Genomic DNA, 22,968 nt, shown 5'->3' on the forward strand with positions numbered 1-22,968 from the left:
GGACACAACGGGCGACGGTGCCCAGGAGGGACCTGAGGATGAGCGGCGAGCGGCTGCGCAACTTTATCGGTGGCGAGTACGTGGACGCCAAGGACGGGCGGACGCTGGAGGTGGTCGACCCCAGCACCGGCGAGACGTACGCGGAGGCGCCCGTGTCCGGCGCCGAGGACGTCGACGCCGCGTTCCGCGCGGCGGCGGACGCGTTCCCGGCCTGGCGCGACGCCACCCCGGCGGAGCGGAGCCTCGCGATGCTGCGGTTCGCGGACGCGGTCGAGGCGCGGGCCGAGGAGCTCGTGCGGGCCGAGGTCCGCGACACAGGAAAGCCGGTCCAGCTGACCCTGGACGAGGAGATGCCGCCCATGGTGGACAATCTCCGCTTCTTCGCGGGGGCGTCCAGGGTGCTGGAGGGCAAGGCGACCGGCGAGTACATGGCGGACCACACGTCCTCGATCCGGCGGGAGCCGATCGGGGTGTGCGCGCAGGTGACGCCGTGGAACTACCCGATGATGATGGCGGTCTGGAAGTTCGGGCCGGCGCTGTCGGCGGGGAACACCGTCGTCCTGAAGCCGTCGGAGACCACGCCGGCGAGCACGCTGCTGCTGGCGGAGATCGCGGCGGAGTTCCTGCCGCCGGGCGTGTTCAACGTGATCTGCGGCGACCGCGACACCGGCCGCGCGCTGGTCGAGCACCCGACGCCGCAGATGGTGTCGATCACCGGGAGCGTCCGGGCCGGCATGGAGGTCGCGGCCTCCGCGGCGAAGGACCTGAAGCGCGTCCACCTGGAGCTCGGCGGCAAGGCCCCGGTCGTGGTGTTCGACGACGCGGACGTCGAGGCGGCGGCGACCGGCATCGCCGAGGCCGGCTACTTCAACGCCGGGCAGGACTGCACCGCCGCCACCCGCGTCCTCGTCGCCGAACGGCTGCAGGGCGAGTTCACCGAGGCGCTCGTCGAGGCCGCCAAGGGCACCGCGGTCGGCCCGCCGAGCGACACCGACGCCTACTACGGGCCGGTCAACAACGAGAACCAGCTCGCGCGCGTCCAGGGGTTCCTCGACCGGGCGCCCAGCCACGCGAAGGTCCTGACCGGCGGCGAGCGGGTCGGCGACCGCGGCTACTTCTTCGCGCCCACCGTCGTCAGCGGGCTGAAGCAGGACGACGAGATGGTGCAGAACGAGGTGTTCGGCCCGGTCATCACCGTGCAGAGCTTCTCGGACGAGCAGCAGGCCATCGCGTGGGCGAACGGCGTCAAGTACGGCCTCGCCGCGAGCGTCTGGACGCAGAACCACGGCCGCGCCATGCGCATGAGCAAGGCCCTCGACTTCGGCGCCGTGTGGGTCAACACCCACATCCCGTTCGTGTCGGAGATGCCGCACGGCGGCTTCAAGCACTCCGGCTACGGCAAGGACATGTCGATGTACGGCATCGAGGACTACACCCGCGTCAAGCACGTCATGCACTACATCGGCGGCTGACCACCGCAGGACGAGCCCGTGAAGGAAGACCGGCCATGACCGAGACCCAGCAGGCCCCGGCGCGCGACGACCCGGGTCGCGTAGTCCCCGCCATCGAGCTCACGGGAGTGGAGAAGGACTACCACGCCCATGGCGAGACCGTGGCCGCGGTCCGCGGCATCGATCTGGAGATCGCGCAGGGCGAGTTCTTCTCGCTGCTCGGTCCGTCCGGCTGCGGCAAGACGACGACCATGCGCATGATCGCCGGCTTCGAGGAGCCGACGGCGGGCAAGGTCCGACTCCTCGGGCAGGACGTCACCGGCGTGCCCCCGAACCGGCGCGACGTGAACATGGTGTTCCAGTCGTACGCGCTGTTCCCGCACATGAGCGTCTTCGAGAACGTCGCGTTCGGCCTGCGCCGGCGCGGCGTTCCGAAGGCCGAGATCGCCGAGCGGGTCGGGGGCATGCTGGGCATCGTCGACCTGGCGGGACGGGAGAGGCGCCGTCCCGCCGAGCTGTCCGGCGGCCAGCAGCAGCGGGTCGCGCTGGCCCGCGCGCTGGTGAACCGGCCGCGCGCCCTGCTGCTGGACGAGCCGCTCGGCGCGCTCGACCTGAAGCTCCGGCAGGCGATGCAGGTCGAGCTGAAGCGCATCCAGCGCGAGGTCGGCATCACGTTCGTGTACGTGACGCACGACCAGAGCGAGGCGCTGACGATGTCGGACCGCATCGCGGTCATGAACGACGGGCGGATCGAGCAGCTCGGCACGCCGCGGGAGATCTACGAGCATCCCGCGTCCCGGTTCGTGGCCGGGTTCATCGGGACGTCCAACCTGCTGGGCGGCGAGATCGCCGAGGTCGGCCGGGGCACCGCGGTGATCTCCTACGGGCCGGACGGGCGGATCGAGGTCCCGATCCGCGACGGGCTGAAGGTCGCTGCTGGGGAGCGGCTGGAGCTGACCGTCCGCCCGGAGAAGATCGGCATCGGCCTGGACAAGCCGGCGGACGAGCTGTGCGGCGTCCGCGGCACCGTGACCGAGGTCGTGTACCTCGGGACGGCGACGAACTACAACATCACCACTTCCGCCGGGGCCGACGTCGTCGTGTTCCTGCAGAACGCCACGTCCGCCGACGATATCGCCACCCGCGGCGACACCGTCTGGCTGTCGTGGGAACCGCGTCACTCTTACGCCATAGGAGCCCCCCAGTGAGCAACATCGACCCCGCTTTCCTGCGCGGACTCACGCGGCCGCGCATGGCGCGTTCCACCTTCGCCCGCCGGGACGTCCTCCGGATGATGGGCGCGGCCGGCGCCGGGCTCGCGCTGTCCGCCTGCGGCGTGCAGGGCCAGGGCGGCAAGGAGAAGGTCAGCCAGACCGACGTGCAGAAGTACTGGGCGGGCAAGGTCAAGAACGGCAGGCTCAACTGGGCGAACTGGCCCGGCTACATGCAGGACGACCGGGAGACCATCAAGGCGTTCGAGAAGGAGACGGGCATCAAGGTGACCTACAAGGAGGTCATCCAGGAGATGGGCCCGTGGTTCGGCAAGATCCAGGCGCCGCTGTCGGCGGGCCAGTCCATCGGGTTCGACCTGATGATCATGACGAACGGCATCCAGCTGGAGCAGTGCCGCCAGCTCGGCTACCTGGCCCCGCTCGACCTCTCGAAACTGCCGAACTTCCAGAAGAACGCGGGGGAGTCGTTCAAGAACCCGTCCTACGACCCCGGCAACGCGCACACGATCCCCTACGAGTCGGGCGTCACCGGCATCGCCTACAACACCAAGTACGTGGACGAGGAGATCACCAGCATCGCCCAGCTCTTCGACGCGAAGTACAAGGGCAAGGTCGGCATGATGGGCGACTCCCAGGAGCTCGGCAACTTCGGGATGTTCCTGCTCGGCATCGACCCGGAGAAGTCGACGAAGGCCGACTGGGAGAAGGCCGCCGCGAAGCTCCGCGAGCAGCGCGACAAGGGCATCGTCCGCAAGTACTACAGCCAGGACTACGTGGACGCCGTCAGCAAGGGCGACGTGTGGCTGACGATGGCCTGGTCGGGTGACGTCTACAGCCTCACCAGCCCGGACGTGAAGTTCGTGGTGCCCAAGGAGGGCGGCACGATCTGGACCGACAACATGTGCATCCCGAAGACCGCCGAGAACCCGGTGGACGCGCTGACCCTGATGGACTGGCTGTACGTCCCGGAGAACAACGTCCCGCTGACCGAGTTCATCAACTACATGCCGCCGATCCCGTCCACGCAGGAGATCCTCAAGCAGAAGGCGGCGCAGGCCACCGGCGACGAGAAGAAGGACCTGACGCGGCTGGCCACCAGCCCGCTCATCTTCCCGTCCGAGGCCGACCTGGCCCGGCTGCGGCACTACCGGCGGCTCACCCAGGCCGAGGAGCAGGAGTACCAGAAGATCTTCGAGCCCATCGCCAAGGGGTCGTGATGGCGCGAGGACGGGGGCGGCTCACGCCGTACCTCATGATCCTGCCGAGCGGGCTGTGGATGGCGGCGTTCTTCCTCATCCCCATGGTCCTGATGGTGTCCCTGTCGCTGCAGACGGGGAACCTCATCGACGGGTTCCGGCAGACGTTCCACTGGCAGAACTACCTCGACGGGATCGACACCTACGGCGACAAGTTCGTCCGGTCGCTGTGGTACGGGTTCCTGTCGACGGTCCTGTGCATCGCGATCGCCTACCCGGCCGCGTACTGGATCGCGTTCCGCGGCGGGCGGCACAAGTCGACGTACCTGTTCCTGATCCTGCTTCCGTACTTCGTCTCGTTCATCCTGCGGACGGTGGCGTGGAAGCTGGTGCTGACCGACAACGGCCCGATCCTCGGGCCGCTGCGCGGCACGATCCTCCCGAACGACTTCCACATCCTCGACACCGGCGTGGCGGTCGTGTCCGGGCTCACCTACAACTTCCTGCCGTTCATGGTGCTGCCGATCTACGTCGCGCTGGAGCGGATCGACCCCCGGGTGGTCGAGGCGGCCTACGACCTGTACGCGAGCCGGGTGCAGGCGTTCACGCGGGTGATCCTGCCGCTGTCGCTGCCCGGCGTCTTCGCCGGCGTGATCATGACGTTCGTGCCGGTGTCGTCGGACTACGTCAACGCCGAGGTCCTCGGCGGCCCGCAGAACACCATGATCGGCAACGTGATCCAGACCGAGTACTTCAACAACAGCGCCTACCCGATGGCGTCGGCGCTGTCGTTCTCGCTGATGGCGATCCTGCTCGTCGGGATCTTCGCCTACGCGCGCACCCTCGGCACGCAGGACGTTCTGGAGGCGGCGGGACGATGACGACGCTCACCACCGAGACCCCGGCGAAGCGGGGCCCCGCCCGGCCGCGCCGCCGGGTCTCCGGCCTGCACGTCTACACGCTCGTGCTGATCGCCTGGCTGATCCTGCCCATCGCGATCATGATCCTGTTCGGGTTCAACGACACCCGCAGCAAGCAGAACTTCGAATGGCAGGGCTTCACGCTCAAGTGGTACAGGCACCTGTTCGACAAGAGCGACCTGACCACCGCGGTCGTGAACTCGCTGACGATCGCGCTGCTCAGCACGCTGATCACCACGGTCCTCGGGACGTTCGCGGGCCTCGCGCTCGGCCGCTACCGGTTCCGCGGCAAGGGCTCGACGAACCTGGTGCTGTTCATGGCGATCTCCTGCCCGGAGATCGTGATGGGCGCGTCGCTGCTGTCGATGTTCGTCACGTTCAACCTGCCGCGCGGCTACCTGACGATCCTCGTCGCGCACGTGATGTTCTCCATCGCGTTCGTCGCGGTGACCGTCCGGGCCCGCGTCGTCGGCCTGGACCCGGCGGTGGAGGAGGCCGCGCAGGACCTCGGGGCCGGGCCGTGGACGCGGTTCCGCCTGGTCACGCTGCCGATGATCATGCCCGGTGTGCTGGCCGGGGCGCTGCTGGCGTTCGTGCTGTCCATCGACGACTTCATCATCACCAACTTCACCAGCGGCGCCACCGTGACGTTCCCGCTGTGGATCTACGGTTCCACCCGGACGGGTACGCCTCCGCAGGTGAACGTGATGGGCACGCTCATCTTCGCGGTCGGCATCCTGATCGCCGTCATCTCGGCGCGGCGCAGCATCCGCGCCTCCCGCTGACCGCGCCTGGAGAACGGGGGGACGAGATGGACATCGCGAAGGCGCTCGCGGACGCGGAGCCGGCGCCGTTCTGGCTCCGGGACGAGGGCCGCCCGGCCGCGACGCCCCCGCTGGACGGCGCGCGGACGTGCGACCTCGCCGTCGTCGGCGGCGGCTACAGCGGCCTGTGGACGGCCCTGCTCGCCAAGGAGCGCGACCCGTCCCTGGACGTGGTCGTGCTGGAGGCCGGCCGGATCGGCGCGGCCGCGTCCGGGCGCAACGGCGGGTTCTGCTCCGCCAGCCTCACGCACGGGCTGGAGAACGGCGCGGGGCGCTGGCCGGACGACATGCCCGTGCTCGAACGCCTGGGCCGCGACAACCTGCGGGCCATCGGCGACACCCTCGTGAAGTACGGGATCGACGCCGAGTGGGAGCTCACCGGCGAGATGGACGTCGCCACCGAGGAATGGCAGGTCCCGGCGCTGGAGGAGGCGGCGGAGACGGCGGCCGGGCTCGGGTGGGAGCCCGTCCTGCTCGACCGGGACGCCGTCCGCGCCGAAGTCCGCTCGCCGACCTACCTCGCCGGCCTGTGGAACCGCGAGTCCACTGCGATGGTGCACCCGGCGAAGCTCGCCTGGGGCCTCGCGGACGCATGCCGCTCCCTCGGCGTCGGCGTCTACGAGAAGACCCCCGTCACGGGCCTGCGCGCCGAGGGCGGCGGCCTCCGCCTCACCGCCCTCAACGGGGCGGCGGTCACCGCGCGCAGGGTCGCGCTCGGCACCGGAGCGTTCCCGCCGCTCGTGAAGCGGCTGCGCAGCTTCGTCGTCCCCGTCTACGACTACGCGCTGATGACGGAGCCGCTCGACGCGGCCCGGCGCGAGGCCATCGGCTGGCGGAACCGCCAGGGCATCGGCGACACCGCCAACCAGTTCCACTACTACCGGCTCACCGCCGACGACCGGATCCTGTGGGGCGGCTACGACGCCGTCTACCACTACGGCAACGGGATACGGCGCGAGCTGGAGAACCGCCCCGCCACGTTCGAGATCCTCGCCCGGCACTTCTTCGAGACGTTCCCCCAGCTCGAAGACGTCCGCTTCACCAACGCCTGGGGCGGCGTCATCGACACCTGCAGCCGCTTCTGCGCCTTCTTCGGGACCGCCTACGGCGGCAGGCTCGCCTACGCGGCCGGCTACACCGGCCTCGGCGTCGGAGCCACCCGCTTCGGCGCGGACGTCATGCTCGACCTCCTGCACGTGGGCCTCGCGCCCGGCGAGGAGACCGAACGCACGCGGCTGAAGATGGTGCGGACCAAGCCCGTCCCGTTCCCGCCGGAGCCGCTCCGCTACGGCGTCATCGAGCTGACCCGCCGCGGGATGGCCCGCGCGGACCGCAACGCGGGGCGCCGCGGCCTCTGGCTGCGCACCCTCGACCGCCTCGGCCTCGGCTTCGACTCGTGAGGGGCCGGACGCCCGGTCAGTCGGGGGATGCCTCGGTGGAGCCGAAGATGACCGAGGAGACCTCCAGGTAGAGCTGCTCCGGGTACGGCATGTACGGGATGCTCTGCAGCCACTGCTTCTGCCCGGCGGACTCGGTGCGGAACTCGCCGTAGCCGAGCATCCGCCCCGCCATGGACCGGTTCAGCGTGATGTCGGTGACCTTGGACAGCGGCATCATCACGACGTTCCGGTTGAGCACGCCGCTGACGATCATCACCCGGTGCTCGGTGACCAGGAAGAACTCCACGGACCAGGCGACGACCTTCCAGACCAGGTAGCCGATCGCGATCAGCCACAGCCACCAGACCCAGGCGACGCCGGTCACCGCGCTGACCGCGGCGCACGCGATCAGCCCGGCCACGACGACCGCGACGGGCAGCAGCAGGACGGCGGGGTGCTTGCGCACCGCGATGACATGCCCCTCGTGGGCCATCAGGTACTTGTCGACGGTGCGCGACGAGTTGTCGCGGCGCACCATCATGTCCTGCAGATTCACGGCGGCGTCCTCGTCATGATCCGGTCGCTACAACGGTAGCCGACCCGCCGCCCGCCGCGCAGAGGCCGCGCGGTAAGGGCTCTGGCTCCCGGAAGGATCTTGTGGACGGGAGCCGCCGCGCCGGATGATGGAACCCATGGAGTTCGCGCCGGACGTGACGGGACGTCCCATCTGGCGGCTGCTGCTGCGCGGCCTCGGCGTGTACCTGCCGGGCTGGGAGATGCCGTCGGGCGCGCTGCGCGTCCGGCCGGGCGCGGCGGCCGGCGGCTTCGGACCGCCCGCCTACCTGGACGGCGACGCCGGGTTCGGCGTGCAGATCCCCGACCGCAGGCGCGGCCTGGAGCCGGACCGGGAGATCTACGTCCGCGGCCGGGAGAACCCGAGCTTCGGCATCGTCGTCGCGGGCCCCGCGGCGGCGATCGGCAGCCGGGTCGTGGACGCGGCCGCGCTGATGCGGTTCGCGCGCCGGCTGACGTTCGAGGAGCTGTTCGACACCGGCGACGCCGACTCCGTCCCGTACGCGGTGCGCGGCGCGCGGGCGGTGGAGAACGCGGTGTTCCTCGACCGCGCGGCCGGGATCGGGCTGTGCGCCGAGGTCGACCCGCTCACCCGCACCGCCGCCTGCCCGCTCTACGTGCGCATCGGCGGCCCGGCGGAGCGCACCGTGCGCGTCTACGGCCTCCCCGCCTACACGCCCGCCCAGGCGGTGAGGTCCCACAGCTGATGGGACGGCAGCCGCCGCAGCCGGACGGTCGCGGCTGCCGGGTCCCAGAACACCTCGTCGCTCTCCAGTTCCAGCGACTGCGCGGCCGTCAGCACCGCGCACAGCAGCTCGTCCCGCGTCCGGACGGCCATGAGCGGCCCGATCTGCGCGACGGCGCCGGAGCATTCCGAGAGCGTCCGGAGCAGGGACTTGAGGGCCGCCTCGTCCTCCGGCGGCCGCACCGGCTCGACCCCCGGCGGGACGCCCGGCTCCACCCGCGCGAGCCCGCGCTTGGACTCGTGGACGCCGTTGTACGGCAGGTCGGCGCCCGTCGAGATGAGCAGCGCGCTGAACACCCCGGCGAGGTCCTCCGACGCGTGCCCGCCGAGGAAGTAGCGGCGCCGCTCGGGGGAGCCGGGCGCGGAGCCGTCCGGCCCCTCCGCGGTGCGGAACCGGACGTTCAGCCGGCTCGCCCGCACGCACCGCTCGTACATGTCGCAGAGGATGTCCTCCATCTGGCCGTCGCGGGTCCAGAGCCGCCCGGTGGCGGTGACGGCGTCGCCGTGGGCGCGGGGGCGGCCGGTGAGCGCGGCGGTGACGGTGTCGTCCAGCTCGCCCTCGGTGAACTGGAGCAGCTCGGCGACGACGTCCTCGACGTCCTCCAGGGTGCGGGTGAGGGTGCGCTGCAGCTCCAGCATCTCCGCGCCGCCGCGCTCCAGGTCGGCGAGCCGCTCCAGGGCCGCGTCGACCTTCCCGGAGGCGGACTCGCCGTGCGCCCGGGTGACGGCCCGCACCGACGTCTCGACCTCGCCGAGCTTGCGGCGCAGCGCGGCCAGGGTGATCCGCTGCTGCTCCAGCTCGCGCAGCCGGCCGGCCTGCGTGCGCAGGTAGTCGTCGGCCTGGTGGACGAGGCCCGCCAGCTCCTCGACCTGCCCGGTGTTCTGCCGGAGCCGGTTGTCGAGCGCGGGCAGCACGTCCTGCTTCACCCGCGACAGCTCGGCGGTGAGCTGCTCGCCGACCGTGACCAGCACGTTGTTCTGCTTGGTGACCTGGTCGTTCAGCTCGTCGATCCGGCGGGTGAACGCGTTGGCCTGGTCGCGGCTCTGCTTGCCCGCGTAGAGTTCGAGCGCCCCCACCACGACGCACATCACCACCAGGATGACCGTCGTCATGGCACCCCTCATCCCTGACGGTTATTGCCGGACCGGGTTTTGATCGCGACCATAACTTACGATCACGCGCGCCGACCGGAACTTACGCAACCGACTGATCTCCGTACCATCCGGTCTCAAGTGGCGCGTTCGCGTCATTGCGTGACCGGCTCCCCGCTGTGCGTGGCGGCCGTTCAGACGCAGCCCTCGAACTGGGGGACGGTGGTGGTGAGCTTCAGCCCGGTGTCGCCGAACCACTTCCCGAGCAGTTTCGGCACGGTACCGTCCTGGTACATGCCGGTGATCGCCTTGTTCACCGCCTCGCAGCCGTCCACGTCGCCCTTCCGGATGCCGACGCCGTACGGCTCGTCGGTGAAGGGCGCGTTCACGACGCGGAGCCTGTGGCCGCTTCCGGACGCCTTGGCGGCGAGGCCCGCGAGGATCAGGTCGTCGGTGGAGACCGCGTCCAGCCTGCGTTCGACGAGATCGGTGAGGCAGGCGGAGTAGCCGTCCTCCTCGACCGGCAGCGCCGCGATGCCCTGCTCGTCGTGGATGCGCGGGAACGACACCGAGCCGCGCACCTTGCAGAGCCGCCGGCCGGCCAGGTCGTGGATGCTCAGGATCTTCCGGGCGTCCGCCGCGCGGACGAGGATGTCCTGGTGGGCGACGTAGTAGGGGCCCGCGAACGAGACCTTCACCTTGCGCTCCGGGGTGACGGAGTAGCTCGCCACCACGAGGTCGACGTCGCCGTTCTGGAGCATCTCCTCGCGCGTCGCGGACCGCACCCGCTTGAACGCCACGTCCGGGCCGGTGACGCCGAGCCGCCTCGCGATCTCCCTGGCGATGTCGATGTCGAAGCCCGCGTAGCCGCCGCCCCCGCGTTCGCCGACGCCCGGCTGGTCGCCGTTGACGCCGATGACGAGCCGGTCCTTGCCGGCCACGGAGCCGGCTTCGGCGCCGGCGATGCCGCACGCCGCGCCCGCGCCGAGGACGGCCACCGCGGCGGCGACGGCCGCCCGCACGCGCCGCGCCCTCACTTCGACCACCGGTACTCGGCGAGGCGCGGACGCACCCCGGCGAGCACGAGCAGGGCGATCACGGCGCCCGCGGCGGGCAGGACGGCGTACCAGCCGCTCGTCCCGCCGCCGCCGTCCGCGACGGCCTCGTCGAACGCCTTCTGGTGGATCTGCGCCAGCCGCTGCAGGGACCGGTCGTACCGGGTGAAGTCCGCGGCGGCGGCGCCGCGCGCGGCGACGGCCCGGTCCCGCTGCCCGGCCTTCACGAGGTCCCTCATCCGCCGGTCGTTCGCCTGGACCTTCTGGTAGGCGCTCAGCGCCTGGTCCATGCCGTCCTTCAAACGCGCCCTCTGCTCGGGCGACTCCGCCGGCCGGTTCGCCTCCGTGCCGAGGAACCCGAGGAACGGCGCCCGTCCGGGCTCGAACGACAGGCCCTTCTGCACGGCGTCGTTGTACTGGGTCAAGTTGCCCGCCTTCAGGTACAGGACGGTCTGGGACTTGCTCAGATACACCTGCTCGTAGGCGTCGGCCCGGCCGGGATCGAGCAGGAAGCGGGTCTCGTCGGCGTTCGCGCTGTTGCTGATGGCGCGCGTGCGGGAGAGCGCCAGGATCGAGTCGAAGCCCTCCTCCTTGGCCTTCCGCAGATGGTCCGCCTGCCCGGACAGCATGAGCGCGCCCGCCCCGGCAAGGGCGAGCGTGCCGAGGGTCGCCAGCGCGAGCGGCACGTTCAGCAGGCGGCGGAAGCGCCTGGCGAGGTACAGCTGGAGACCGGCCAGGGTCGCGAGCAGCGCCAGCCCGGCGGCGAGCAGCCAGGTGCGGCCCGCCAGGACCGCCGACCGCTTGTCCTCGTAGGTGTGCCGGACGAGGGTCCCGTTGTCGAGGGTCAGGTTGTACGCCTTGGGCAGCAGGTCGAGCTTCATCAGGTCGGTCGCCCGCCGGTAGAGGTCGATGACCTTCTGCGACGGCGGCCCGGACGCGTGCGGCTCCTGCCGGTCGAGCAGCAGCGCCTGCCCGGCGAGCCGCTCGTAGCGGGCGAGCGCGTCCAGCAGGTCCCGGGCGGTGTTGGTCTCCGTCGTCTCGTCGGCGAGCTTCGCGGCCTTCAGCAGCGCGTCCCCGGCCCTGCGCCGGTCGTCGTCGTAGCGCGCGAGCGCCCGCTCGCGCCCGCCGCCCGGCGCGTTCCCGATCAGCAGCGCGTCGGCGAGCTGCGCGTCCATGTCGCTGAGCTGGAAGTAGAGGTCGCCGGTCGCGACGACCTGCGGGCCCGCGTCGTGGCCGATGACCCGCACGCCCTCGCGGGCGTCCGCGATCGCCGCCCAGCCGATGCCGAGCACGGCCAGGAGCAGGACGAGCGACAGCGCGGTCAGCGTCCGGACGCGGGCCGCGACCGTGCGGGGCAGCAGCCGCGCGGCGCCGGCGGGCGGGCCGCCGTCCGTTCGCCGGAGCCGTCCGGCGGACCCCCGCCGGGCCGGCGGCGCGGGCGGCGCCGGCGGCGCGGAGGCCGGGGACCGCCCCGCCGGGGGAACTTGCCGAACGGCCGTCATGTCGCCTCGCCTCGGGTGAGCGTGATGGTGGTCCAGGCGCCCACGTGGATGCGGTCGCCGTCGGAGACGGGAACCTCCACGTTGTAGGGAATGGGGTCGAGGGACCCGTTCATGCAGGTCCGGTTGGTGGAGCCGGGGTCGACCAGCGTCCAGGTGCCGTCCGGCTTCGCCAGCAGCACCGCGTGGACGTGGGAGACGCCGGGGTCCTCGGGCGGCTCGCGCAGGTCGATCTCGGGCGGGGACGGCTGCGCCGAGCCGCGCCGCCCGATCCTGACCTGCCGGCCGGTGAGCGGGATTCGCCGCTCCGGCGCGTACGGCGGGAAGGAGAGCGCCGCCGAGTCCGGCCCCTCCTCGGCCATGATCGAGTCGAAGTACTCGCGGTCCGCCGTCACCACGGCCGTCCACACCGCCCCGGGAACGGGCGGGGACGGCACCGGAGGCGCCGGGACTGGCGGCTGCGGGACGGGCGGGGACGGCACCGGCGGGTCGGGTTGCGGCGCGGGCCGGGGGTCGGACGGCCCCCGGAGCGGCGGATCGGGCGGCGCCGGCCGCCCGGCCTGTGCGGGCTGCCCGGCCTGCGCGGGCTGCGCGGCCTGCGCGGGTGCGGTCCGCGGCGTGGGCAGGCCGCCGCCGGTCGCGAAGTCGTAGCCGCACGCCTCGCAGAAGCGGTCGGTGCCGGGCGTGCCGCAGTCCGGGCACGGCGTCCCGGCGGCGGGCGCCGGCGCCGCGGCCGCGCCGCCCCCTTCGGCAGGCGGGCCGCCGATGCGCTCGCCGCAGACGTCGCAGTAGTCCGCCGACTGCGAGGTGTGTCCGCTCGGGCAGCTCGCCATGCTCAGCCCTCGCCTCGCCGGGTGGTCACGGTCTCGTCCTTGCGGGTCCGGACCGTCTTGCTGGACCGGGTGTCGAGCTCCATCTCGGCGACCTTGTCGACGTTGCGCTTCAGCCGGACGGTGCCCGTCGCCGGGTCGACGACGTCCACCACCTTGCGCAGCATCGCCGTGATCGCGTCGTTGCCCGCCTCGTCGGCGAGCACCACGGCCCGGCCGAGCAGCGCCGTCGCGGTGTCGACGTCGCCGTCCCGGTTGGCCTGCAGCCCCTTCTGGATGGCGTCGGCCAGCTCCGCCTGCCCGGTGTAGTCCGCGACCCTCGGGTTGATCTTGGTGGACAGCGCCTCGTCGTCGGTCCACTGGGCGAGCACGTTGCCGGTCGCGAGGACCTTCGCCTCCTCGCCGGGCGCGCCCGGCACGACCAGCTTCACCCATGCGGCGCGCAGCTCCCTGCCGCCCACCTGGCCGGGCTCCACCTCCACGCAGATGTGGTAGTCGCGGCTCTCGGCGCCCCACGCGCCGAGCGGGTAGTCGCCCGCCTGCGGCTCCGACCCGACGCGCTTGCCGGTGAGGTCCTCCACCGTGGGCATCACCTGCTTGACGAACCGCAGCTTCGCGGTCCGCGGCGTCCAGACCCGCAGCGCGACGTCGGCGACGGACTTGCCCATCGCCGCCTCCGTCATCGCCTGGAAGTCGGCGACCAGCCCGGCCGGGTCGGCGACGATGTCGACGCCGCCGAGCAGCGCGGACGCGACCTTGCGCAGCTCGGCGACCTCCCAGTCGGTGCCGACGCCGCGGCAGTCGCACACGAACCGGCCGCCGCAGGCCGCCAGCGCGGCGTCCAGCTCCTCCGGCGTCTCATGCTGGTTCTTGCCGTCGGTCAGCAGGATCGCGTGCCGGATCCCGCCCTGCACCGTGTCGAACAACCGGCCCGCCAGCCGCAGCCACGACCCGATCGCGGTGCCGCCGGACGCCGTCAGCCGGCTCAGCGCGAGCTTGGCCTCCGCGCGGGTCTCCGGCGTCGCCGGGACCAGCCCCGGATGCCGCGGGAAGATCATCGAGGCGGTGTTGGAGCCGGAGACGACCGCGAACTCCACGCCGTCGCGCAGCGTGTCCACCGCGACCTGCGCCGCCGCGACCGCCGCGCGCAGCTTGGTCTCCGGGTAGGACATCGAGCCCGAGGTGTCGATGATGACGACCTCCGACGCCCTCGCCGCTGAGGCGGCGGGCGGCCCGTCCGCGGCGGACGCCTCGACGGACACGATGGCGTGCACCTCGCGGCCGCCCTCGGGCAGGTACCGGTTCTGGTCGATCTTGATGCTGAACTGCGGCTCGCTCATCGGGGCTCCGTGCTCTGCGGGGTCTCGCGGCTCTCGGCGTGGCGGTGGGAGGCGGGGGAGGGGAGCGGGATCACGGCGACGGTGATGTTGTCGCGGCCGCCGGCGTCGAGGGCGTGCCCGACGAGCGTCCGCGCCGCGCCGAGCGGGTCGGCCGCCGGGTCGGGCGCGCCGTCCGCGCCGCCGGGCCCGCCCAGCAGCGCGGCCAGGTCGCCCGCCGCGGGGAAGTAGTTCCACAGGCCGTCGCTGCAGACCAGGAGGGTGCCGGGGCCGGCCGGGCGGAACGTCGCGACGTGCGGGCGCACCTCACCGGCGTCCACGCCCAGCCACGCGGTGATGACGTGCGCGTTCGGGTGCGCCTCCGCCTCCGCCTCGCTCAGCGAGCCCTCGGCGACCATGAACGCCGCCCACGAGTCGTCCTCGGTGAGCCGGCGGGACGGGCCCAGCTCGGCCATGTCGCCGGTGCTGACCTCGGCGGCGTCCAGGGCCGTCCCGCCGGGGTCGCCGTCCGCGGCGGGCTCCGCGGCGCCGCCGGCGGACAGCCAGTAGGCGCGGCTGTCGCCGACCCAGCCGACGGTGACGGTCGCGCCGCGGGTCACCGCCGACACGTACGTGCAGGACGGCGCGTCCGCCGGGGAGGTGGCCAGCGCGGCGACGGCCTCCGCCGCGCGCAGCGCCGCCTGCCGGGTGGCGTCCTCGGGGTCGTCGCCGGCGTCCAGCCGCGCCACCAGCTCGGCGGCGCCGGTGTCGGCGGCCGTGCGGGAGGCGTCCTCGGGCCGCTGCGACGACCCGACGCCGTCGGACACGACGGCCGCGACCCCGGCGGCGTGCGCGGCGAGGGCGAGCGCGTCCTCGTTGCGGCTGTAGCGGCGGCCGCGGTCGCTGGCGCCGGCCGCCGGCGCCGGACCGCCGCCGTCGCCGGGCGCCGGCAGCGCGAGCTCGACGTGGTCGTGCTCCGCGGGCTGGCGCAGCCCGCAGTGCTCGCAGTAGCCGTCGGCGTCGACCGCCGTCCCGCCGCAGCCGGCGCACGGCCGCGCGGCGGACGGCTCCTGCGCCGCCGTCCCGCCCGGCGGGGGCTGCGCGGCGGGGGCCTCGCCGAGCCGGTGCCCGCACTTCTCGCAGAAGAGCTCTTCCGCGTAGACGATCTCGCCGCACTCGGGGCACGACAGCTCCGCCGCCTTGGCGTGGTCGGCGGAGGCGGAGCCGGCGGGAGCGGCGGGAGCGCGGCCGGCCGCGGCGGGCCCGGCTCCGGTCTGGTCATCGGTCACAGCAGCGTCCTCGGGCGTACGGCGTTGGCGGAGTCGACGAGCCGGCGGCACTCGTCCCGGTCGTGGGTGCGGCGCGCGAGCTCCCGGTACGTCGCCTCCAGCAGGCGGCGCAGCGCGGTCTCGGTGAACGGGGCGCCGAGCAGCGACCCGCCCGCCGGGCGGCCCGCCGAGCCGCCCCCGGCGAGCAGCCGGCCGAGCGCGGCCTCCAGCACCTCGGCGGCGAGCCGGTCGCGGCGCTCGGCGTCCAGGTCCAGCGCGGCGAGCCGGTCCCCGGCGGCGACCAGCTCGGCCGCCGACAGCTCCGCGGGCGGCCGCCCGCGCACCGCCGTCGCCACCGCCGCGACCTGCGCGGGCACGTACCGGATGGAGATCCTCGGCACCGAGTCGAGCGCGGCCACCGCGGCGGCGCGGTCGCCCGCCGCGAGGCGCACCCGGGCCAGGCCGAACGCCGCGGTCAGGTAGCTCTGATCGGTGCGCCACACGGTCTCGTACAGGCGGGCCGCGTCGCCCGGAGCGGTCCGCTCCCTGCAGCACGCGAGGGCCAGCTTCGGCGCCGCCTCGCCGGGCAGCAGCCCGTACAGCCGGTCGAACAGCGGCTCCGCCTCGGTGATCCGGCCGCGCGCGAGCAGCCCCGCCGCGCGGTACCAGTCGACCCGCCAGTCGCCGGGCCGCTCGGCGGCCAGCTCGGCGAGCAGCGCGCCGGCCTCGTCCACCGCGCCCAGCTCGATCTTCACGCGGGCGAGCGCCAGCCGGACCTCGGGGGTGCGCGCCGGCGCGTTCGCCGCCGCCTCCGCGACCTGCGCGGGCTCCAGCGCGGACAGCCCGGACACGAACGCGGCGGCGGGGTCGGTCCCGTCCACCAGCGGAACCGGCAGCGCGGCCGCGGCCGCGTCCGGCGGGACGGGCGGCAGCGCCGGCTCCTCCGCGTCCCCGCCCGCCATCCGGGCGGTGAACCGCTCCGGCCCGAACAGCCCGGACGGGGCGGGCCGCGGGGCGCCGTCCTCGGCGGCGAGGACCTCCCGGAGCACGCCGGTGAGCTGCTCCGCCATCTCCGCCGCGTCCTGGAACCGCTCGTCCGGCTCGGGGTGCGTCGCGCGCAGCAGGAACCGGTGGAACGACTCGAACCGCTGGAACACCGGGACGTCCTCGCGCGGCGGCAGCGAGTGGGCGTACCGGCGGGTGTAGCCGCGGAACGGGAAGCTCAGCACGGCCAGCGTGCGGCCGACCGTGTACAGGTCGGAGGAGACCGACGGCCCGTCGTCGGCGATCTCGGGCGCCTGGTAGCCGACCGTGCCCCAGACGGCGCCGTCCGGGTCGTCCAGCCGCCGGACGCCGCCGAGGTCGATCAGCCGCAGCTGCTCCTCGGACTGGATCACGTTGTCCGGCTTGAAGTCGCAGTAGACCAGGCCCTGCGCGTGCAGGTACTCGAACGCCCGCAGCGACTCCAGCCCGTACGCGATCGCCTGCGCGAGCGGCAGGTGCTTCTCGCCGGGCGGCTGCGGCTGGCGCAGCAGGATGTCCTTGACCGACTCGCCGCCGACGTACTCCATCACGATGTAGCCGTCGCCGCCGTGCTGGACGAAGTTGTAGATCTTGACGATGTTGGGGTGCTCCACCTCGGCGAGGTAGGCGCGCTCGGCGGCCGCCGCGGCCATCGCGTCGGCGTCGCCGCTGTCCAGCAGGCCCTTCAGCACCACCCAGCGGTCGCTGACGTTGCGGTCCTTGGCGAGGTAGATCCAGCCGAGCCCGCCGTGCGCGAGGCAGCCGAGCACGTCGTACTGCCCGCCGACCAGGTCGCCGGGGCCGAGCTTCGGGGTGAAGGAGAACCGGGTGCCGCACTTCGGGCAGAAGCCCTCCGTCCGGCCGGGCCGGTCGCCGCGGCCCCGGCCGACGGGCTCGCCGCAGCTGCTGCAGTACCGCTTGTTCTCCGCGACCTGCGGGTCGCTCATCACCGCGCTCGACGGGTCCCGGTACGGGACGCGCGGCACCTCGACCAGCCCCGCGCCGAGCATCCCGCGGCGGCCGGACGAGCGCGACGACCCGGTGCGGGTGCTGCCGGTGCGGGTGCTGCCGGTGCGGGTGCTCGCGGTCGGGACGCGGGACGTCCGCGCGGGCGGCGAGCCGCACACATCGCAGTAGCCGTCCATGACCGTCCCGGTGCAGCCGGCCTGCCCGCACGCGTCGGCGGGCCGCTCGGCGGGCGGGCGCGGCGCGGGCACGGCGGGCGCGGCGCTCTCCGGCGGGCTGCCGCAGACGTCGCAGTAGCCGTCCGAGATCGTCCCGCCGCAGCCGGGCCGCGCGCACCCGGCCGCCGCGGACGGAGCCGGGGTTCCGGAGGAGGCCGCCACGCCGCATAGGACGCAGTAGCCGCCGTCGACGGTTCCGCCGCAGCCGGGCTCGGTGCACTGGCTCATCGTTGCGCTCCCTTCGCCCGCGCCATGATGGCCCGCTGGTATCCGGACAGCGACACGGTCGCGCTCCGCAGGTCGCACGGCGAGGTCCACAGCAGCTCGCGGGCCTGCTCGTAGATCCGGGCCAGTTCGGCGTCCTCGGCGTGGCCGAGCCGCGCGGCCTTCACCCGGTAGGCCTCCAGCCGGCCGCGCAGCTCCTCGCGGCGGTCCAGCAGCCCGCGGATCACCCCCGCGGCCTCGCGGGCCCGCTCCAGCGCCGCGGCCGCCGCCCGCTCCAGGCCCGCGACCCGCTCGGCCAGGTCGTGCCAGCCGCCGCGCCCGGGCGCGGCCACCGCGGCCAGCCGGTCGGCGAGGCCCGCCGCCATGTCGGGCAGGTCGGGCAGCACCGGGGAGGCGATCTTGGCGAGCACCTCGTCGCGGACCGCGCGCGCCTCGGCCTCCGCCTCGCGCAGCGACTCCAGGACGGCGGAGATCCCGCGGATCCGGTCGGCGAACCCGTCGCGCAGCCGCTCCGCCTCCTCCAGCCGGCGGCGCACCCCCGCCAGGCCGGTCAGGACCGCGTCGAGCCGCGCGGTGTCGGCCCGGCCGTCCCGGGCCAGCGCCAGCGGGTCGGCGCGCACGACGGCCGCGACCGACTCCAGCTCCTCGCACAGCCGGTCGAACTCGGGGTCGGCCCCGCCCAGGGATTCGAGCAGCCCGGCGGCCGTCCGCCGCTCCGCCTCGACCTCCGCGAGCCGGGACAGCAGCGTCGACCAGACCGCGTCGAGCGCCGCGACCGACCGGGCGACCTCCTCGTACAGCGGCGTCATCCGGTCGACCGCCGCCCGCAGCGTCAGCCGCTCCCCGGACGGGACGGCCAGCAGCGTCCGCCGCTCCAGCGGCACCTCCCGGACCGGCAGCTCCACCGACGGCCCGGCCAGCAGCCGGCTCAGCTCCGCGAGCTGCGCCTGCCCCGGCCTCGGATGCCGGGCCCGCAGCTCCCCGGCGGCGTCGACCACGCGCCCGTACAGGTCGAACAGCGTCCACAGCGACGCCATGCGGGACCGCACGCCGGACTGCACGCGCCGAGTCTCGCCGGTCAACGTCGCCCCCTCCAGCAGCTGGTACCCCTGGTGGGACTCCAGTTCGAGCAGCGCGGCGGCGATGCGCTCCTTCTCGTCCCGGAGCCGTGCCAGCGTCCGGTCGACCTCCTCGCGGCTCATCGGGGGGCCGGTCACGCGCGCGTCACTCAACGCCGGTCCGCGGTCGACCCATGTTCGCCCCCGATTCCCCCGAATAGAGCACTTTTGGAGCCTCAGTTTTCCCCATGCGAGGCCGCCTTCTCAACCGCGCGGCGATCTCCGTCCCGCCCTGCGTCACACGACGCGATCCGGCCGTCCCCCGACCCTGCAAAATGTCAGTGTTCGAACGTATGATCGAACCATGGCGAACGTTGCGACGCACCCCCAGACCGCGCCGGCCCCCCTCACCGCCGCCGAGATCGCCGCCCTCGCGCTGTCCCTCGCGCACCTCGGCACCGGCCCGCAGGCCACGACCGCGCGCCGCGCCCTCCACACCCTCCTCGACACCGCCCCCCACGACGACGTCGTCACCACCACCCTCGCCACCCTCACCACGCCCCTCGACGCCTCCACCTCCGACCGCGCCCGCGTGATCGCCGCCGCCATCACCGACCACCGCGTCGTCCGGCTCTGCTACGGCGACGCCGGAGCCAACGTCACGATCCGCGAAGTCGAACCCGTCACCTGCCTCGTCCACCGCGACCACTGGTACCTCGTCGGCTGGTGCCGCATGCGCCGCGGCGTCCGCGCCTTCCGCTTCGACCGCATCCTCGCCGTCGAATCCACCGGCCTCCGCGCCCGCCCCCGCCGCGCAGACCGCTACCTGCCCTGGCAGTGACTTCCAGGGGGGCGACCCCCTGGGACCCCCGTTAGCGACGCAGGCGATCCTCGCGCCGCCGTTGCGGTCTGTCGTGCCTGTGCGGGCGTGTGTGGCGTCGCTGCGGTCGCCTGCGTCGCCGGGCATGCCCGTGACCGCCGCTTCGGTCGGTGGTCACGGCGCGGGTCTGGCCCAAGAGGGTGTGAATCGTGCTCGTCCAAGTGGCGGTCGCTTTTTAGGCACATGCTGGGGGTGAACTCCTGTTGGCGACGGAGGCCGCTCTCTCGCGGGGGGTGGGGTGAGCGCGGTGTTGTTAGAGCGTCATGGTTTTCGTTATTGCGTCGGCTACTACGGCTTTTATGTCGTGGGTTCGGGTGTGGGCGGTGCGTTGGTGGTGGGCGCCGTTGCCTCGGTCCAGGAGGTTGTGGAGGAGGGTCTCGGCGGTTTCCAGGTCGCCCGCGTCGTCCAGGGCCGGGGTCAGGTGGTCCAGGAGGGCGGCTACGACCGTGGTGGCGGGGGCGGCTCGGCGGGTGCGGGGGTGGACCAGGTCGTTGCGCAGGCCCGAGCGGCCGGCGCGCCACATGGCCAGGCGCATCAGGTCCGCGCGCACCGGGTCGGGCGGCTCGCCGGCGTGCCAGGCCGCTGCGGCCGTGTCGACCAGTGCCCGGACGAGCGCGGCCATCAGCACTGCGTCGTCGGCGTGCAGGCACACGTCCGCCACGCGGATCTCGACGGTCGGGTAGTGGCGGGACAGCCGGGCGTCGAAGTAGATCATGCCCTCGTCGACGAGCGCGCCGGTCGCGAGCAGCGCGTCCACCGTCGCCCGGTAGCCCGCGGCGTCGCCGAACAGCTCCGTCGGGCCGCTGGACGGCCAGCGGCTCCACACCTGGTGCCGCCAGCTGTCGTAACCGGTGTCGGCGCCCTGCCAGAACGGCGAGTTCGCGCTGAGCGCCAGCAGCGGCGGCAGCCACGGGCGGATGCGGTCCAGGACGGCGACGCCCTCGTCGGGGGAGCCGATGCCGACGTGCACGTGGCAGCCGCAGGTGAGCTGCTCGTCGGCGGTGCGCCCGTAGGCGTCCGCCATCCGCAGGTAGCGGTGCGACGGGGTGAGCGACGGGCGGACGCTGACCGGGGACGTCGCCAGGGCCGCCACGGCGGCGCCCACCCCGGCCGCCGACTTGGCCGCCGCCAGCCGCGCCGACCGGACGTGGTCCGACAGCTCGCCGAGCGACGTGCACACCGGTGTCGCCGTCTCGAGCTGCTCGCGCTGCAGCTCGGTGTTCAGGGGGGTCGACCGCCGGCCGCCCGTCAGGAACAGCTCGTCGTGGCGCCGCGAGTAGCCGATGACGGAACCGGAGACCGCCTGCGGCGCACCGCTCACCGGGTCGACGAGGAGCAGCTCCTCCTCCACCCCGAACGTGCGGCCCGTGTGCACAGTCACCAGTGTCTACTTCCCGGGAGTGCACCGATGTACATCGCGGGAAGGGATCGTCCTGGTCACAGGGGCGTGCCTAGGGTGAACGTGACCGAGCGCTTGGTTGAAAGGTGGTGGTATGTCGTATCTCGTCGGCCTATGGGCCAGTGGAGCCGCCGGCGGGCTGATGCTCCGGGCCATCACCGAGCACCCCGAGCTGGAACTCGCCGGCGTGGTGACCGCCGATCCCCGGCGGGCGGGCCTGGCCGCCACCGAGGACCCGGCGGGGCTGCTGGCCAGGCGGCCCCACGTCATCTGCTACACCGGCGGTTCGGCCGACGATCTGCGCCTCATGCTCCAGGCGGGCGCGAGCGTGGTCTCGAACGCCGTGCCCGAGCTGGTGGACCCGGCGTCGGCCGATCCGGTGCTGGTCCGGCGGCTGCGATCGGCCTGCGCGACGGGCGGGTCCGCGTGCCTCACCATCGGGCCCGGCATGGTCGGCGACGTGCTTCCGGTGCTGCTCAGCGGTGTCTGCCGGAGCGTCGACGGCATCACTGTCACCGAGTTCCGTACTTCGCCGGACGGCGGGTTCGGCGGGCCAATCGGGCGGAGGCCGCCGGTCGTCCGGGCGGGCGCGCCGGGGCGGAAGTGGGGGCCGGTCGTCCGGCTCCTCGCCCGGCACCTGGCCGTTCCCCTGGACGGCATCGCCGAAGCGCACGAGGTGTGCGCGGCGCCGGAGGAGATCGACGGGCCGTGCGGGCCGATCGGGAAGGGGACCCTCGCGGGGCTGCGCTACCGCGTGTCGGGCATGCTGCGCCGCCGTCCCGTGATCACCGTGGAGCGGGTGGTGCGGGCCCGCGGCGACCTCGCCCCGCACTGGCCGGCGCCGCCGCTCGGCGGGCCGGGCCACCGCGTCGAGATCGCCGGCGAGCCGCCCGTGCGGATGGACCTCGCCGCGCCCGGCGGCTCCCACGCCGCGGCGCTGCGCATGGTCAACGCCGTCCGGGCGGTCGCCGAGGCGCCGCCCGGGCTGCACACCCCGCTGGACCTGCCCGTGTTCAGCGGGCGCCGCCTGCTTCGCTGACCCAGCCGGCGATCAGCGTCCCGGTCTCCTCCAGGCGGTCGACGTAGAGCATGTGCCCGGCCTCGATCTCGCTGATGGCGAGGCGGGGGCCGAGCGCGGCGCGGCAGTCCACGACGAACTCCGGCCGGACGAGGTCGGCGCGCGTCGCGATGACCAGGTGGGTGGGCAGGTCCGCGGGCGGCGTCAGGTGGGGGCGGGCCATCTCCGAGTAGGCGGTCACCACCGCCGCCGGCTCGAAGCGCCACCGCAGCCGCCCGTCCGGAGTGGGTTCGAGGTGCTCGGCGACCTCCTCGTCAACGGCGTCGTCCGGCGCCTCGGTCCAGCGTGCCGCCCGGTAGGCGCGTGCCTCCGCGACGTCGGCGAACGACACGGGGGACAGATATCCGCGGGCCTGCCTCAGCGCCTCCTCCGGGTCGAGCCCGATCGCCGGGTCGAGCAGGAGGAGCCGCCGCACCCGCCGCGGCGCCGTCCGCGCCAGATGCACCGCGATCATCCCGCCGTAGGAGTGCCCGACCAGGTCGGCCCGCTCGACGCCCTCCGCGTCGAGCAGGGCCAGGACGTCCGCGACGTGCCGTTCGACCGTCCACGGCGGCTCGTGCGGCGACCGCCCGTGGCCGCGCAGGTCGGGCGCCAGGACGGATCGGTCCGCCAGGTACGACTCCGCCGTCCGCCGCCACCGCGCCCCATGACCGGTGACCCCGTGCAGCAGGACGAGGGGCGCCCCCGCCGGGTCTCCATATCGATGAACATGCAACGCCGCGTCCGTCATGGAGTGAAGCG

General features: G+C 73.5%; 20 protein-coding genes. 9 read left to right on the top strand and 11 right to left on the bottom strand.

The features are described from left to right. Positions 1–38: 38 nt before the first annotated feature. The 6 genes from ACIWVC_RS01725 to ACIWVC_RS01750 are packed head-to-tail and all read left to right on the top strand — an operon-like array spanning position 39 to position 7,023. The gene (locus ACIWVC_RS01725; protein ID WP_396445925.1) at positions 39–1,472 is read left to right on the top strand and encodes a gamma-aminobutyraldehyde dehydrogenase; all 1,434 of its coding nucleotides are present in this window, start codon (positions 39–41) and stop codon (positions 1,470–1,472) included. A gap of 35 nt (positions 1,473–1,507) precedes the next feature. Continuing rightward, the gene (locus tag ACIWVC_RS01730) at positions 1,508–2,659 is read left to right on the top strand and encodes an ABC transporter ATP-binding protein (RefSeq protein WP_396445926.1); all 1,152 of its coding nucleotides are present in this window, start codon (positions 1,508–1,510) and stop codon (positions 2,657–2,659) included. Beyond that, positions 2,656–3,900, top strand: a complete 1,245-nt coding sequence (locus tag ACIWVC_RS01735; RefSeq protein WP_396445927.1) for a spermidine/putrescine ABC transporter substrate-binding protein — start codon at positions 2,656–2,658, stop codon at positions 3,898–3,900. The genes ACIWVC_RS01730 and ACIWVC_RS01735 overlap by 4 nt, the downstream gene beginning before the upstream one ends. After that, positions 3,900–4,760 carry an ABC transporter permease gene (locus ACIWVC_RS01740; RefSeq protein ID WP_396445928.1) on the top strand — a complete coding sequence of 287 codons (861 nt, stop codon included), beginning with the start codon at positions 3,900–3,902 and terminating at the stop codon, positions 4,758–4,760. Before ACIWVC_RS01735 ends, ACIWVC_RS01740 begins: the two co-directional genes overlap by 1 nt. Further along, entirely contained in the window at positions 4,757–5,584 is an 828-nt protein-coding gene (locus tag ACIWVC_RS01745; RefSeq protein WP_396445929.1) for an ABC transporter permease, read from the top strand. The genes ACIWVC_RS01740 and ACIWVC_RS01745 overlap by 4 nt, the downstream gene beginning before the upstream one ends. 26 nt (positions 5,585–5,610) lie before the next feature. Then, positions 5,611–7,023, top strand: a complete 1,413-nt coding sequence (locus ACIWVC_RS01750; RefSeq protein WP_396445930.1) for an NAD(P)/FAD-dependent oxidoreductase — start codon at positions 5,611–5,613, stop codon at positions 7,021–7,023. Between the two features lie 16 nt (positions 7,024–7,039). On the opposite strand, the gene ACIWVC_RS01755 is transcribed toward ACIWVC_RS01750, so the two are convergent. Beyond that, positions 7,040–7,558 (bottom strand): PH domain-containing protein, encoded by a 519-nt coding sequence (locus ACIWVC_RS01755; protein ID WP_396445932.1) that lies wholly within the window; start codon positions 7,556–7,558, stop codon positions 7,040–7,042. A gap of 136 nt (positions 7,559–7,694) precedes the next feature. On the opposite strand from ACIWVC_RS01755, the gene ACIWVC_RS01760 reads away from it, so the two are divergent. Next, entirely contained in the window at positions 7,695–8,282 is a 588-nt protein-coding gene (locus ACIWVC_RS01760) for a hypothetical protein (protein WP_396445933.1), read from the top strand. On the opposite strand, the gene ACIWVC_RS01765 is transcribed toward ACIWVC_RS01760, so the two are convergent. The 8 genes from ACIWVC_RS01765 to ACIWVC_RS01800 form a co-directional block, all read right to left on the bottom strand. After that, positions 8,246–9,433, bottom strand: a complete 1,188-nt coding sequence (locus tag ACIWVC_RS01765; RefSeq protein ID WP_396445934.1) for a hypothetical protein — start codon at positions 9,431–9,433, stop codon at positions 8,246–8,248. The genes ACIWVC_RS01760 and ACIWVC_RS01765 overlap by 37 nt on opposite strands. Before the next feature lie 173 nt (positions 9,434–9,606). Then, positions 9,607–10,458 carry a glutamate ABC transporter substrate-binding protein gene (locus ACIWVC_RS01770; RefSeq protein ID WP_396445935.1) on the bottom strand — a complete coding sequence of 284 codons (852 nt, stop codon included), beginning with the start codon at positions 10,456–10,458 and terminating at the stop codon, positions 9,607–9,609. Next, positions 10,446–11,969 (bottom strand): hypothetical protein, encoded by a 1,524-nt coding sequence (locus tag ACIWVC_RS01775; RefSeq protein WP_396445937.1) that lies wholly within the window; start codon positions 11,967–11,969, stop codon positions 10,446–10,448. Before ACIWVC_RS01775 ends, ACIWVC_RS01770 begins: the two co-directional genes overlap by 13 nt. After that, entirely contained in the window at positions 11,966–12,799 is an 834-nt protein-coding gene (locus ACIWVC_RS01780) for an FHA domain-containing protein (RefSeq protein WP_396445938.1), read from the bottom strand. Before ACIWVC_RS01780 ends, ACIWVC_RS01775 begins: the two co-directional genes overlap by 4 nt. 2 nt (positions 12,800–12,801) lie before the next feature. Then, complete coding sequence (locus ACIWVC_RS01785) at positions 12,802–14,136, bottom strand: VWA domain-containing protein (RefSeq protein WP_396445940.1); 1,335 nt, start codon at positions 14,134–14,136, stop codon at positions 12,802–12,804. Further along, positions 14,133–15,401, bottom strand: coding sequence for a protein phosphatase 2C domain-containing protein (locus ACIWVC_RS01790; protein ID WP_396445941.1), 1,269 nt, complete (start codon positions 15,399–15,401; stop codon positions 14,133–14,135). The genes ACIWVC_RS01785 and ACIWVC_RS01790 overlap by 4 nt, the downstream gene beginning before the upstream one ends. Next, the gene (locus ACIWVC_RS01795) at positions 15,398–17,815 is read right to left on the bottom strand and encodes a tetratricopeptide repeat protein (protein WP_396445943.1); all 2,418 of its coding nucleotides are present in this window, start codon (positions 17,813–17,815) and stop codon (positions 15,398–15,400) included. Before ACIWVC_RS01795 ends, ACIWVC_RS01790 begins: the two co-directional genes overlap by 4 nt. Continuing rightward, positions 17,812–19,029, bottom strand: coding sequence for a hypothetical protein (locus ACIWVC_RS01800; protein WP_396445944.1), 1,218 nt, complete (start codon positions 19,027–19,029; stop codon positions 17,812–17,814). Before ACIWVC_RS01800 ends, ACIWVC_RS01795 begins: the two co-directional genes overlap by 4 nt. A 205-nt stretch (positions 19,030–19,234) precedes the next feature. On the opposite strand from ACIWVC_RS01800, the gene ACIWVC_RS01805 reads away from it, so the two are divergent. Beyond that, positions 19,235–19,711 (top strand): helix-turn-helix transcriptional regulator, encoded by a 477-nt coding sequence (locus ACIWVC_RS01805; protein ID WP_396445945.1) that lies wholly within the window; start codon positions 19,235–19,237, stop codon positions 19,709–19,711. Between the two features lie 292 nt (positions 19,712–20,003). Here the strand turns inward: ACIWVC_RS01805 and ACIWVC_RS01810 are convergent, their stop codons facing one another. Continuing rightward, positions 20,004–21,131, bottom strand: a complete 1,128-nt coding sequence (locus ACIWVC_RS01810; RefSeq protein WP_396445946.1) for a glutamate--cysteine ligase — start codon at positions 21,129–21,131, stop codon at positions 20,004–20,006. Positions 21,132–21,243: 112 nt separating this feature from the next. Here ACIWVC_RS01810 and ACIWVC_RS01815 point away from each other — a divergent pair, with 112 nt between their 5' ends. Next, positions 21,244–22,188: a hypothetical protein gene (locus ACIWVC_RS01815; RefSeq protein ID WP_396445948.1), complete on the top strand. Its 945-nt coding sequence runs from the start codon at positions 21,244–21,246 to the stop codon at positions 22,186–22,188. Here the strand turns inward: ACIWVC_RS01815 and ACIWVC_RS01820 are convergent. Then, the gene (locus tag ACIWVC_RS01820; RefSeq protein ID WP_396445949.1) at positions 22,163–22,957 is read right to left on the bottom strand and encodes an alpha/beta fold hydrolase; all 795 of its coding nucleotides are present in this window, start codon (positions 22,955–22,957) and stop codon (positions 22,163–22,165) included. The genes ACIWVC_RS01815 and ACIWVC_RS01820 overlap by 26 nt on opposite strands. Positions 22,958–22,968: the final 11 nt, after the last annotated feature.

Origin of the sequence: Actinomadura sp., assembly GCF_044508335.1 — a bacterium.
In the GTDB taxonomy this organism is placed as follows: Bacteria; Actinomycetota; Actinomycetes; order Streptosporangiales; family Streptosporangiaceae; genus Spirillospora.

Excerpts from the sequence above, each read along its gene's own strand:
- ACIWVC_RS01725 (WP_396445925.1), top strand. The coding sequence starts at position 39 with ATGAGCGGCGAGCGGCTGCGCAACTTTATCGGTGGCGAGTACGTGGAC.
- ACIWVC_RS01730 (WP_396445926.1), top strand. The coding sequence starts at position 1,508 with ATGACCGAGACCCAGCAGGCCCCGGCGCGCGACGACCCGGGTCGCGTA.
- ACIWVC_RS01740 (WP_396445928.1), top strand. The coding sequence starts at position 3,900 with ATGGCGCGAGGACGGGGGCGGCTCACGCCGTACCTCATGATCCTGCCG.
- ACIWVC_RS01745 (WP_396445929.1), top strand. The coding sequence starts at position 4,757 with ATGACGACGCTCACCACCGAGACCCCGGCGAAGCGGGGCCCCGCCCGG.
- ACIWVC_RS01750 (WP_396445930.1), top strand. The coding sequence starts at position 5,611 with ATGGACATCGCGAAGGCGCTCGCGGACGCGGAGCCGGCGCCGTTCTGG.
- ACIWVC_RS01760 (WP_396445933.1), top strand. The coding sequence starts at position 7,695 with ATGGAGTTCGCGCCGGACGTGACGGGACGTCCCATCTGGCGGCTGCTG.
- ACIWVC_RS01765 (WP_396445934.1), bottom strand. The coding sequence starts at position 9,433 with ATGACGACGGTCATCCTGGTGGTGATGTGCGTCGTGGTGGGGGCGCTC.
- ACIWVC_RS01775 (WP_396445937.1), bottom strand. The coding sequence starts at position 11,969 with ATGACGGCCGTTCGGCAAGTTCCCCCGGCGGGGCGGTCCCCGGCCTCC.
- ACIWVC_RS01780 (WP_396445938.1), bottom strand. The coding sequence starts at position 12,799 with ATGGCGAGCTGCCCGAGCGGACACACCTCGCAGTCGGCGGACTACTGC.
- ACIWVC_RS01785 (WP_396445940.1), bottom strand. The coding sequence starts at position 14,136 with ATGAGCGAGCCGCAGTTCAGCATCAAGATCGACCAGAACCGGTACCTG.
- ACIWVC_RS01795 (WP_396445943.1), bottom strand. The coding sequence starts at position 17,815 with ATGAGCCAGTGCACCGAGCCCGGCTGCGGCGGAACCGTCGACGGCGGC.
- ACIWVC_RS01805 (WP_396445945.1), top strand. The coding sequence starts at position 19,235 with ATGGCGAACGTTGCGACGCACCCCCAGACCGCGCCGGCCCCCCTCACC.
- ACIWVC_RS01815 (WP_396445948.1), top strand. The coding sequence starts at position 21,244 with ATGTCGTATCTCGTCGGCCTATGGGCCAGTGGAGCCGCCGGCGGGCTG.
- ACIWVC_RS01820 (WP_396445949.1), bottom strand. The coding sequence starts at position 22,957 with ATGACGGACGCGGCGTTGCATGTTCATCGATATGGAGACCCGGCGGGG.